The organism is Paenibacillus radicis (ex Xue et al. 2023), assembly GCF_024722015.1.
Lineage (GTDB): Bacteria > Bacillota > Bacilli > Paenibacillales > NBRC-103111 > Paenibacillus_S.
In genome coordinates this window covers 89889-103382 of the sequence record NZ_JANQBD010000011.1, presented here as the reverse complement: position 1 = coordinate 103382, position 13494 = coordinate 89889, and the positions used below count along the sequence as shown (strand labels likewise).

General features: G+C 44.0%; 6 protein-coding genes. All 6 read left to right on the top strand.

From position 1 onward, the window contains the following. The first annotated feature begins 60 nt into the window (after nt 1-60). The 6 genes from NV381_RS16260 (at nt 61) to NV381_RS16235 (ending at nt 13470) form a co-directional block, all read left to right on the top strand. On the top strand, nt 61-945 hold the full coding sequence (locus NV381_RS16260; protein WP_258214345.1) for a carbohydrate ABC transporter permease: 885 nt from the start codon (nt 61-63) through the stop codon (nt 943-945). Further along, complete coding sequence (locus NV381_RS16255) at nt 942-1823, top strand: carbohydrate ABC transporter permease (protein WP_258214344.1); 882 nt, start codon at nt 942-944, stop codon at nt 1821-1823. Before NV381_RS16260 ends, NV381_RS16255 begins: the two co-directional genes overlap by 4 nt. A gap of 243 nt (nt 1824-2066) precedes the next feature. Then, on the top strand, nt 2067-3896 hold the full coding sequence (locus NV381_RS16250) for a sensor histidine kinase (RefSeq protein ID WP_258214343.1): 1830 nt from the start codon (nt 2067-2069) through the stop codon (nt 3894-3896). Nucleotides 3897-3929: 33 nt separating this feature from the next. Next, entirely contained in the window at nt 3930-5570 is a 1641-nt protein-coding gene (locus NV381_RS16245; protein WP_258214342.1) for a response regulator transcription factor, read from the top strand. A gap of 115 nt (nt 5571-5685) precedes the next feature. Beyond that, a complete protein-coding gene (locus tag NV381_RS16240; RefSeq protein ID WP_258214341.1) occupies nt 5686-6993 on the top strand; it encodes an ABC transporter substrate-binding protein in 1308 nt (435 codons plus the stop codon). A 162-nt stretch (nt 6994-7155) separates the two neighbouring features. Next, a complete protein-coding gene (locus tag NV381_RS16235) occupies nt 7156-13470 on the top strand; it encodes a discoidin domain-containing protein (RefSeq protein ID WP_258214340.1) in 6315 nt (2104 codons plus the stop codon). The last annotated feature ends 24 nt before the right edge of the window (nt 13471-13494 follow it).

Sequence of the window (13494 nt, the reverse complement as noted above, 5' to 3'; positions counted from 1 at the left end):
TGATCTAAGGGAAGTACTTAGTCATTACGGCATCATAGATCAAGGAATGAGGGGTAGCACATGAGTAACATGATGCAAAAGAGAGTGCTTGTTTTTTCTTTTCTGGCGTTGCCGGTTGGATTATTGCTGTTATTTCTGATTTATCCTACAGTGAAGCTGTTTGAATACAGCATGACTGACTGGAATGGGATCAGTAGGGAACTGCATTTTGTAGGAATTGAAAATTATTTGAAAGCGCTCAAAATGTCGCAAGTTTGGGAATCGCTGTCGAACAACTGGCTTTATTTTATCATCCATGCCCTGCTGATTCCGTTTGAGATTTTATTAGCAGTTATGCTAAATGCCAAAATGAGAGCCAGCGAATTTTTCCGCTCGATCATTCTATTGCCCTACATCATCAATGGTGTAGCTGTCGCTTACATTTTCGGTTATTTGTACAACCCGGTGAACGGTCCCATCAATGAGCTGTTGACAGCTGTCGGCTTGGAAGGATGGATTCATAATTGGCTAAGTGATGTGAAAATTGTAAACTATTCGCTTGTTGCTATCTCGCTATGGCGGTTTGCAGGTTTTCATATCATATTATTTCTGGCGGGCGTCCAGTCCATTCCGAATGATCTGTATGAAGCTGCAACCATCGACGGAGCAAACAAAATGCAGCAGATTCGTTATATTGTCCTGCCAGGTATCCGCCGCGTCATTGAAATTATATTGTTTCTGAATATTCGGGGAGCGCTCCAAGTATTCGATATTCCTTTCCTGGTTACACAAGGCGGTCCAGGAACTTCAAGCAGTACGTTCACAATTTTCACTATCGATACAGCATTTAAGTTTAATAGTTATGGTTTAGCGTCAGCAATGGCCATTATTTTGATGGTTATGATCATCGCATTCAGTTTCATTCAAAACTTATTGATCCGTGAGAAGGGAGAAAAATCATCATGAGCATGTACCAAACAGAAATTGCAATCAAGTCAAACAAATTGGAAAAGGCTGCGATGCTTTCCTTCCTCGGTAAAATCCTTTATTACGTCATTCTTTCCATCATTACGTTAATTATTTTTGTACCGCTGCTTGTGGTTGTTTTCGCAGCCTTCAAAACATCCCCGGAGCTCGCGGCTACATCGCCGTTTTCACTTCCGAAGAGCTGGTCGCTTCACAATTTTGCCGTTGCATTTGAGAAAGCGAATATGCTGGTAGGACTCATTAACTCGCTTAGCGTTACGGTGTCTAGTGTAGTCATTAATGCTATTCTCGGAGCTATGACAGCATTCGTACTGAATCGATTTAATTTCCGTTTCAAGAAAACGATATTTCTATTATTTATCGTGGCATCCGTCGTACCCGCTTATACCACGGAAGTAGCGCGTTTTCAGACCATTAAGTCACTAGGATTGTATAACACGATTTTCGCGCCGCTGATTATTTATGCAGGTACGGATTTGATGCAAATTTTCATTTACTTGCAGTTCATCGAGAAAATATCCAAGCAACTGGATGAAAGCGCGCTTCTGGATGGCGCATCGTATTTCCGGATTTTCCGTTCCATCTTATTCCCGCTCTTGCTTCCGGCAACGGCTACACTGGCGATTATCAAAGCCGTTGATATTATGAATGACATGTACATTCCTTATCTATACATGCCGTCTAAGAAGCTAAGCACGTTATCAACCGCTTTGATGACGTTTGTAGGCGAGCGGGCTACCTATTGGAATGAACTGTCGGCCGCTATTATTTTAGTCATGCTCCCAACCGTTTTGATTTACTTGGTTTTGCGTAAATTTATTTTTGCCGGACTAATGGATGGAGCGATGAAAGAATAGATCTGTTCGACTATTCATAGGGTAAATCCAGTGAAAAACTGGTAGTATCAGGGTGTTGACGAAGTAAGTAATTAAATTTATGATGACGGTAATTAATGTCGAATTCTGTTGAAAAGAGAATAGAGAATTAATGAAAGCGCAACAACTTTGACACAATACACTTGGTGTCCCGGTTATCCCATCCGATGTGGGAATATGTAATCTCATTGCATAGTTGTTATTTGAAAATGGGGGGACGCCGCAGTGAATATTTTAAAAAAGAGATGGCCAATCACATCGATCCTATACGTGATGTTCTTTTTCGTTATTGTGATGCCTATTGTTTTGGTTGCTTTTTTGTCATTACGAGCTTATACCAATATTTTGCTGACTAACATCACCTCGCGTACGATGCAGACATTAGAACAAGTATCTTACTCCATTGATCAGGAAAAAAGTAGATATATCAGGACCGTTGCCGCCATTGCCTCGGATAATAATTTAATTTCCCTTGCCACTTCTTTTCATCGCAGCACGCAGTCCAAAGACCAATTCAACTATTCCTTCCAACTAGAGCATCAATTAAAAAATTATTTGCACGATATGCCTGACGTTGTTTCTGCAATGTTCGTCTATCGCGACGGGGGTGCATACTTTTTTGAGGGTACCCATTTTCATAATATCGACACGCGGATCAACGAAAGTTTATTGAAGACGACGCCGCTTTATCAGAAAACACTTCAAAACCAAGGGCGAGTACAGTTATTCGGTTCTGAAGAAAATGTATTGATTGAGTCGAATGATAAATATATTTTATCCGCAGCCATAGCACCTCCGTATGAAAGGTCATTTAGCGATGTAGAAATGATCTATTTTGTGATTCAAGCAAAGACTTTCGAGAACCTGGCAGAATCCACTTCCAACCAAAACGGCAGCTTTATCATCCTTGACGGGAATGGAAATATCATGTTGGACACGAGCAAAGATAAAAATAAAAACATCGAAAAGCAAGCGATCGAACAAGCTCGAATTAAGAAAAGCGGCAACTTTAAAACAATGGCTTCTGGTGAGCAAATGTTTGTTACCTTTCTGACCATGGAGCGAACGGAATGGAAAATCATCTATATTGCTCCGTATGATCAGATGACTTCTGAGGTCAGGCAAATATATAGATTTATTATGAATGTATCAGCGGCAGGTTTGATCTTGTTTTTGATTGTTTCTTTTTTCTTAGTTCGTAGTATCGTAGGCCCGATCAAATCATTAATCTATCAAATGAATAGAATGAAAAGCGGATCCTTTCATGTCGATCTGGATCTTTCAGGGCCATTAGAGATTTATTCGTTAGGAAAAACATTTCAAAATATGACAGTGCGCATCCAGGAGCTTATCATCGAAAGGCAAGAACAAGAAAGGCTAAAAAACCGTGCAGAAATTGATGCGCTTCAATCTCAAATTAATCCTCATTTCTTGGTGAATACCTTAAATGCCATAAAAATTATGGCGATGTTGTCCAAAGCTGCCAATTTGGTTGAAATGACAGATTCTCTCATCAAATTGTTATCTTCTACGTTCCATCGTGGCGGCTCTTACATCCAATTGTTTGATGAGATGCAGAGCTTGGAAAAATATATTCATATAATGAAAGTTCGTTATGGGGACCGTTTTAAGGTTGAATACGACTTCGATGAAAGTGTAACAAACACCTATATTCTCAAGCTGCTTCTGCAGCCTATTTTGGAGAATGCAATTATTCACGGATTTTACGGCAAAGAAGCGATGGGGATCGTCAAAATTACATGTAAAAAACATAGAGATCAACTCATTATTACAATCACTGACAATGGGAAGGGGATGGAACAGAGGACGATGGAAGCCTTGCTGCAGGAGAAAAAAGTGGAGTCACTATGCGGTATAGGCATTGCCAATGTCAATGATCGGATTCGCTTAAATTACGGAGAACCGTATGGGTTGGAAATTGACAGTGAGCTGGGTGTTGGAACAGAAGTCATTGTGGTATTGCCGCTCTTACCGAATAATCCGGATCAACCTTCGACTAGATTGACTGACGAAAAAATCAGCTTGGACCGATAATCGCCGGCAGCGATAAGATTGGGGATGAAATGAATGTTTAGAGTGATGATCGTCGACGACGAGCCGCTAGTGAGACTGGCGATGAGTGCGATTATTCCGTGGGGTGATCTGGACTGCGAGGTGGTAGCTGAGGCCGCGGATGGTCATGAAGCTTGGGAGCGAATATCGGAGCAGCAGGACGTTGATTTAATGATTGTCGATATGAGCATGCCCATTATGGATGCCCTTACCTTGCTATCGAAATTGCAGGAAGCAAATTTGGCAAACTCCCCTCTAAGCATTGTATTGAGTGCGTATTCCGATTTTGATTTTGTGCGGAAAGCGTTTCTGCTGGGGGCCGTAGATTACATTATGAAAGCTGATCTTGATCCGGAACATATCATTCCAGTGATTGAGAAAGCTGTAAATCAGTTAAAAGAAAAAACGATTTCTTCTGCCAGTTTGCATAAAAACAATAGGGATGCTGATCTCAAGCAGAGAGAAACATGGCTCCGTGGATTGTTATGCGATAAAGATTACATCTATAGCCATAATTTAACGCAGGATGATTCCTTTCAAAAATGGATGCTACAATTTGCGAGCTTTCAGCATGTCGTTGTATCTGTGATGCCGGATAAACAAAATTCCATAACAAATACGATGCTTCATGGAGATTCGGACAATAATGATCATTTAATCAGGATCATAAAACAAGCGATGGAAATCGTCAAGCACCCCTATGAATTACTGCAAATCCAAGAGGATGAGCATGCTCTTCTTCTATGTTTTGAGTCATCCACAAGCTTTTTGAATTTGCGGGGACGCGTGATGGAACTACTGGATTCTTTGCGCAATACGGTTAAAAACTTTCTAAATGTTTCGCTATCTGTCGGTGTAGCGGAATCCAGCACAGATTGGAAAAGCTGGCATCTTAGATACAGCCAGGCGAGTAGCTTAGCCAATCTTCGGTTCTCGGAAGGTCCTGGGCGCGTGTATTATCCTGAAACGGTAAGTGTGAACGAAAGACAGTTCCCTGCGCAGTGGGATTACACGGAGATGATGTATCTCATGGAGAAGGGAGATAGCCAATGGCAGCAGCAATTGTACAGGGGATTAAGTCAATTGAGCCATATGCCGAATGTAACGCTGGAAAGCTCTCTCCCGATTTATGAAGAATTGATTTGGAATATAGGCGCATTGCTGCATGCAAAAGGGATGAACTGGACGCATGTGATAGAGACACGGCGAAGGCCCTATGAGATTGTTGAACAATTCACTTTCCGTGAAGATTTACATGAGTGGATTGAGAAGCTTGTATTTCGCCTCGCGGATTTACTGCATCCTGATAAAATACGTGAAGAAAACCCGCAGCGGTTGGTGGAGAGAGTCAAACGTTATTTAGAGAAAAATTATTGCAATACAGTTACCCTTGGTCAAGTTAGCGATTGGGCACAAGTGACGGAGAGCCATCTCAGTAAACAGTTTGTAAAAGAAACGGGCGAGCATTTTATTGAATATGTGACAAAACTGCGGATCAATGAGGCAACCAGGCTGATGGAAACCGATATGAAAATGTATGAAATTGCCGTGAAAGTAGGGTACGAGAACCCTGAACATTTTAGTCGGGTGTTTAAAAAATACCGGGGGATGAGTCCTCAGAAATATCGGGATAACTATTCAAGGAAAAAGGAGTGAGCACAAAATTTATCAAGGTAATCACCAAATATATCAATGAAAGCGTATTCTGTATTTTTGTAAGATAAGGGTGTAAAGAACAACTTATGTAATCTTGAGGGGGTTAAGAAAGACTATGAAAAAAAGATTAGTAACATCTGTACTGTCAGTTGCCTTGACGTTTGGAGTTGCAGGTTGTAGTGCTAATATGGAAATTACTGACAGAAGCCCTGTGGCTGATCCTGCTACAGCAAGCGGCCCGAAAGAGAATGCGGTTACATTAAAACTTGCGATGTGGGATAGCGATAGCGAATTCCTGGATAGCTGGACTAAAAAAGTGAAAGAGTTCTCAAATGTAATGCCGAACGTGAAAATGGAAGTTGAAACTTTTAAAGGTGATGGCGACTATTTGCAAGCGATGAAAGTAAGATTAGCCGCTAACGAACTGCCGGATATTATCGAGTTGAAACCCAATTTCATCAACGATTTCAAAGCGGAACTTCTACCACTTGATGATTTAGGTGTTACGGCTAAAAATACGAAAGCCAAGCAATTTGCTGTAGACGGTAAAGTTCTGGCATTACCTGTTATATCTTTTCCTGAACTTGTTTATTATCATCCGAGTGTATTTAAAGAGCTAGGCTTAAGCGTTCCAACAACGTGGGAGCAGTTTGTAAGCGTATTAACGGAGATTAAAAAGAGTGGCAAATATCAGCCTTATGCAATGGGCGGCAAGGACTCCTGGCCGAATTATCCGTTTAATGAATTTATGCCGTTGCTTGCATCCGGCGATGAAAATTATTACGACAAAATAGCTGGAATGGACAAGCCGTTTGATAAAGGTACGCCTTTCTACAAATCTTACAGTGATATCCAAACTTTGTATGAGGCAAAGGTGATGGGCGCAGATCCGTTAGGCTTAAGCAATGACCAGGCAACAGGATTGTTTGAAGCGAAAAAAGCAGCCGTCATAGCCGCAGGACTTTGGTACTTGCCGCAATATAAATCCAAAGTTGGAAACATCGATGATCTGGCAGCATTCCCGCTGCCTACTCGTCATTCAGAGACGGAACCACTGAAAGTGATGACTTTTACGGATAATTTCTTCGGTATTAACAATAAATCCAAAAACATAGATGCGGCTAAGAAATTCCAAGAGTGGATGTTCTCCTCGGATGCTTACTCTTTCTATATCAATAAGAAGCAAGCGAACTCCGTTATGGAGGGTGTTAAAGCAGATGTTCCGTTCTTGAATGATTTCTACAAAGCTAACAAAGTTGAAGAGTTCAACTATCGTCCAGGCGGCGTGAACTTCAATAAGTATGTCAACTCTATCCAATTGGATTGGAAAAAGCTTGGTCAAGAAATGATGGGCGGAACGCCGATTGATAAGATTGCTAACGATCTGAATGACAAATGGACGAAAGCAAGAGCAAACAAGTAAGGTTTAACCATAAAAGGGGGAGAGAGATGTATTCTCATCTCATCTCCTTATTTTCGGAATATGGATGTAAATCAGTTTCCATATTTTTAAAAGACTTTGGTAAGTGGTTCCAAAATATGGATTATTATGGTGCTTATGCCATCTAAGAAGGAGGCTGTTTTGATGTTTACAAAAGTTGGACGACGAAGATTATTTGTTTCTTGCCTTGTATTTTCCTTAATTTCACCTACGTTTTACGGATTAACTGCTCAGAAGGCGAGTGCCGCTGCGACTACGATTAATTTAGATCCAAGCAACATGCAGCAATCGTGGGACGGATGGGGAACATCGCTCGCTTGGTTCGGTAATATAACGGGCGGCTGGAACGATGCTACCAAAAATGCATTGGCCGATGCGCTCTATTCCCACCAAGGATTGAACTTAAATATTGCCAGATACAACATTGGCGGCGGTGAAAATCCTCAATATCATTCGATGCGCCAAGGCGGTGCAGTTCCTGGTTATTCGCCATCCCCTGGTGTATTCGATTGGACGCAGGATGCTAATCAGCGTTGGTGGCTTCAAGCCGCAAAAGCAAGAGGCGCCAATAAATTGGAAGCGTTCTCCAATTCAGCTCCGTATTATATGACGGTCAGCGGAAGTACGACTGGAAATGCAGAGTCTTGGAAAGACAACTTGAAATCAGATGAATATGATAACTTTGCTAACTATATGGCGGAAGTTGTGAAGCATTTTAAAGAAAACTGGCAGATTGATTTCGATTATCTTTCCCCGATTAACGAACCTAATACGAATTACTGGGGATTTGGCGGGGGACAAGAAGGCTCTCACTATGACGTTGCCTCACAAATGAAGATCATAAATGCAACCAGGGCAAAGCTGGATGCAGCAGGCCTTCAATCCGTTAAAATCGCGGCAATGGATGAATCTATTCTGGATACCTTCATAACCAATTGGAATTCGTATGATGAAACAACGAAAGCAAATATCGGGAAAATGAATACCCACTCCTATGGCGGGAATGATCGGGTCGGAGTCAAAAATCAAGCCAAAGCTGCCGGCAAGCCGTTATGGATGTCTGAAGTGGATCTTGGTCCTTCAGGAATTGCTCACAATCACGATGATATTGAACCGGCATTGGCCTTGGCAGAAAGAATTATGACGGACATTACATGGCTTGAACCTAATGGGTGGGTACTCTGGCAGGCTATTGAGAGTGAGAAAAACATGCAGAAGGATAAGGAGAACATGAACTGGGGTCTCCTCCATGCAGATTTCGATACCCAACAATGGTGGTACACGAAGAAGTATTATGCGATGCAACAATTCAGTAAATTTATCCCGCAAGGCTCCAGATTCATAGCAGATAACAATGATAACACGTTAGCCGCTTATGATCCTGCTAAGAATAAAATCTATATCGTATATAGAAATCCTAATACGACCAGTCAAGATATTTCTCTGGACATGTCTCAGTTTGACGCTGTCACTGGGACTGCAACGCCATATGTTTCCTCAGCGACGGAAAATGGGGAGCAGCAAGCAAATGTTCCGATTATGAATAAAACATTAAATACGACAATTGGCCCGAAATCGATTACAACGTTTGTGATTGACGGAGCATCGTATACGAACAATACGGTGATTCCGCAAAGCGGGATGACGGCTACGGCAACTAGCACCGCCTCAGGCGAAGGACCTGAGAAGACGTTGGACGGCAATACAGGAACCAATTGGCATTCCGCTTGGTCCGGTACTCCGGCGCCTGCTCCGCACTCCATCACCTACAACTTGGGCAACTCTTATGACGATGTGTACCAATTGAAGTACTTACCTAGACAGGATAGCAGCTTGAATGGTGTCGCGACCAAGTATGAAATCGCTGTCAGCACGGACGGCACGAATTTCAATAAGGTTGCCGAAGGATCGTGGAGCAACGACAAGACGGAGAAGACGGCCACCTTCTCGGCGGTAAGCGCTACGCATGTGAAGTTTACGGTAATGGAATCGAATAACGGCTCCGGCACTCAATTCGGTTCGGCAGCCGAGATCAACATTTTGAGAAAACCAGGCTTTACGGTAGATAAGGATACGCTGAACGAGACAATTGCCAGCGCAGAGGCTTTGCTGGCTACAGACGCCAGTTTGACGATATTGCAATCGCTAGTTAACGAAGGTAAGACAATTCGGGATACCGCGTATGTAACGCAAGAAGCAATCGCAATGGTTGCAGGCAAAATTGCCGCTGAGTACAATCTGCAGTTAAATTCGGCCGGACGCATCCCGCAAAGCCAAATGACGGCATCTTCAACCAGTTCTGCCTCCGGTGAAGGATCGGCAAAAACGTTGGATGACGACATCAGCACGAAATGGCATACGGCCTATGACGGCTCCTATACACCGCTTCCACACTCCATAACTTACAAACTTGGCAAGGCGTATGACGGTGTGTACAAGCTAAGCTATGTGCCGCGGCAGGATGCGGATTGGAACGGTGTTGTCACCAAGTTTGAAATTTCCGTCAGCGCCGATGGCACCGCTTTCACGAAAGTTGCCGAAGGAACATGGGATGCGGACAGGCTGGAGAAGTCGGCAACCTTTAACGCACACGGTGCTTCCTATGTGAAATTTACAGCGCTTGCTTCGAAAAGCGATGCAGGCAAGCAGTATGCATCTGCTGCTGAAATCAATATTTTCAACAAAACTGGATTTACTCTGGATACGTCCAAACTCGACAATGCGATGGCTGCTACGACTACGTTCATCAATGGTTTTTCGAGTGATCCTGCCTACTTGGATGATTTGAAAACATTGCGCACGCAAGGTACAACACTGCTGAACAGCAGTGTGGCGACTCAGGAAGAGATGGTGAATTTGGCAAACGGACTCACTGCCGAAATCGCGAAAATCCAAAGCAATGAACAGCAGGCAAACGGAATTAGTCTCTTCTACGTTCCGGAAGCTTATGCCTCAAATCCTTCCAGTCTCATGCTGGATAACAACAATTCAACGTTCTATGAATCCAACTGGGCATCGAACGGAAGAAAATACAGATCTGGCGATTACATCATTGTGGATCTGGGTCAGAACAGGCCGGATGTTGGAAAAGTGATGGTTACGCCAAGGCAGGACAAGGCGAACGGAAGAATTGGGCAATTTAAGGTTTACTATAGCGATGCGGATTTAACGAATAAACCGGCGAACGGCATGCAAGCTTATTTGGACCAGAATTTCACTTTTGCAGCGAATGGCGCTTGGGACGCATCCAGCTCCAGCGCGCTATCGGCAACATTCAAATCGCATAAAGCCAGATATGTAGCGATTCAGGCTATTTCTACAGGCGGTGACGGTAATACGCTAACTGCCGCAGAGATTGCTGTCAGCCAGAAAAAATCCACTGGCTTCGATACGTTAAGCTTGGAAAATGCCATTACGCAATTGCGCACGGCGTCTAGCACTAGTCCGAAAGTAGCAGTGGCGATTGAAAATAAAATTGCAACGATCGGTACGCTCAGCGACTTAACGGAGGAAAGCATTCCTTACTACACTAGAATTCTGCAGGACTTATACAAGTTATATCAGACCGTAGGTAAAACAGATTCCATTAAAAGCGGTCAAGTGTGGCTGGATGGAGACGGCATTCCAATCCAGGCTCATGGCGGAGGAATTCTGTACAACAAGAAGAACAAAACGTATTACTGGTATGGCGAAGACAAATCGGAAGATAATGTTGGCTCGGGTTATGTACCAGTAACAGGCGTTCACGCGTACTCTTCTAAAGATTTGTACAACTGGAAAAATGAAGGGATTGTATTGCCGGTATTCAACAACCCGCAACTTGGCGAATCGGTATTGCCTGGTGGGAATTTGCCTTTATATTTGGACGAGAATAGCGAGACGTATAAGACTAGCGGTGTTCCTTTCGATCCGGATCGGGTCGTTAACATCACTAACAGAGATGGCGACTATACAGGATCAATGAAATCGCCGGCCAATTCGTTGAGCAAACATAATTCGCCTGAACGCATAGCTGAGCTGAATGCATTGCACGCGGACAAAACGAATGCAGAGAAGCAAGCGATGTATAAAGATTTCAACTGGGATAAAGTTGTCGAACGTCCGAAGGTCGTCTACAACAAGAAAACGGATAAATATGTGATGTGGTGGCATCAAGACGGACCGATCGCCGGTGAATATTGGGCGGCGGAAGGCGGCGTTGCGGTCAGCGATTCGCCAACAGGTCCATTTAAATTTCTAGGCACATCCAGATTGCCGAATAATGGATGGGGTGGCGGCGAAGGCGAAGGCATGCTGCGCGATATGACGTTGTTCGTCGACGATGACGACAAAGCATACCTCATCTACGCATCCGAAGGTAACGAAACGGAGATTGTTATGCAGTTGAATGATGACTATACCGGGCCTGCGAAGAACGAGAGAAACCAGTCGCTAGAAGGCGTTCACTGGGCTAAAGCTATCTGGAAAAAGAATCGAGAGGCTCCGGCGATCTTCAAGCAAGACGGCGTGTATTATATGATTACGTCAGGTACTGACGGCTGGAAACCAGTCGCAGCCCAATATCATACAGCGACCAATATTTTAGGTCCATGGGAAGATAAAGATAACCCAGCTCGGGGTTGGAATAACAACAGGACATTCGATAGTCAAAGTACTTTTGCGCTTCCGTATAGGGATGCAAATGGAGATATCGTTCCCAATAAGTTCATCTTTATGGGGGATCGTTGGGATGCCTCGAATCTAAAAGATTCCAGATATGTATGGCTGCCGATCGAATTGAACACGCAAGATAGAACAATCGGATTCTATTGGCATGATGAGTGGAATTTCTCCGTCTTCAAAACAGGCACGACAGTTAATTTCGATAGTAAAGGCGGAAATGCTGTTCGAGCTATTTTCGGAGCAGCTGCCGGATCGAAAATAACTGCGCCTGAAGTTCCAATTAAGCTCGGAAATACGTTTGTGGGCTGGTATCAAGATGAAGCGCTGACGACAGCATGGGATTTCAGCGTGAATACGATCCCGGCAACCGATATCACGCTGTATGCGAAGTGGCAGCAAGTTGTACCAGTGATTAACAGCGTAATGCCTGTGACTGTGGTTACAGCTACCTATGTTCCACCTGTTCTGCCTGCGAATGTAACGGTCGTTTATAGCGATAACGCAACGGCAAACAAGTCGGTTCAATGGAACGTGATTAATCCTTCTCTGTATGCGAAAGTGGGCAACTTTAGTGTGAACGGAGCTGTATATGGCACAGCGATACCTGCTGTTGCTAACGTGACAGTTACCGATAATGTGTATCCGGCGGTGTATGTACAATCGATTTCCGTGAGCGGCGCAGGCGGCATGAATGCAATTACGGTTCAAGGCGGCACGCTGCAAATGCAAGCCATAGTACTGCCTTCCGGTGCAAACGGTCAAGTCACATGGAACGTTTGGGAAGCCGACGGTATCACGATGACCAATAAAGCAACGATTAATGCCAGCGGATTGCTTACGGCGAAAAATGACGGAATTGTGAAAGTGGTGGCGACAGCTGCTGACGGCAGCGGTGTTCGAGGCTCCAATTATGTCGTGATCAGCGGTCAGACAGCGCCACCGACCAACGTGCCTCACACCACGCTAACGGGGGCGGCCACGGTTCAAGCAGGAGCTCCGTTCGCAACTCGTTTCGGATTTACCAACGTAACGAATAGCGTATCTTCTACCGTATATGCGGCAGACATTACACTGGGCTTTGATACGAATGCGATTGAATTTGTATCCGTGGATTCATTGAAATCGAGCTTTACAGCGGTTGAGACGAACACGAATGTACCGGGTCAAATTCGGATTATCGCGATCAGTGAAGGAGAAGCGGGGGCAATCACCGCAAACGGAGATGTATTCAAGATCAATTGGAAGGCGAAGCTGCTGAATTCACCTACGATAACCAACCTGACTCTATCCAAAGTAGCCGTTTCTAATGCATTAGGTCAAAAAATGGATGCGTCTCTGGCTAATCTAACGGTTTCTGTTACGGCGGCTGTAGCTGTAGATAAGACAACGTTGCAAACGGTTCTCAATTTGGCACAGTCCATCTATGATCGCGCGGTAGAAGGAACGCAAGTCGGGCAGTATGCAGCAGGTTCTAAAGCGGTTCTGCTAGCTGCGATCCAAGCGGCCGCTGCCGTCAATACGGCCCCGGCGGTTAGCCAGCAGCAGCTGGATGACGCGGCCAATGTGTTAAACCAAGCGATCCAAACGTTTAACCAGCAGATCATCACCATCTATGCTCCAGGAGATATCAATGGAGATAACACCATAGATATCGGAGACTTGGGTATAATAGCGGTGAATTATGGTAAGACCTTCGCAAGCAGCGATTGGAATCAGATAAAAGCTGCCGACTTCAATCATGACGGCAAGATTGACATTATCGATTTAGTAGGTGTCGCTAAACTGATCCTGCAATAACAATCAATCAGAAATGGAAAGAGA

Coding starts and splice junctions, on each gene's coding strand:
- NV381_RS16255 (WP_258214344.1), top strand. CDS start 942: ATGAGCATGTACCAAACAGAAATTGCAATCAAGTCAAACAAATTGGAA.
- NV381_RS16260 (WP_258214345.1), top strand. CDS start 61: ATGAGTAACATGATGCAAAAGAGAGTGCTTGTTTTTTCTTTTCTGGCG.
- NV381_RS16235 (WP_258214340.1), top strand. CDS start 7,156: ATGTTTACAAAAGTTGGACGACGAAGATTATTTGTTTCTTGCCTTGTA.
- NV381_RS16240 (WP_258214341.1), top strand. CDS start 5,686: ATGAAAAAAAGATTAGTAACATCTGTACTGTCAGTTGCCTTGACGTTT.
- NV381_RS16245 (WP_258214342.1), top strand. CDS start 3,930: ATGTTTAGAGTGATGATCGTCGACGACGAGCCGCTAGTGAGACTGGCG.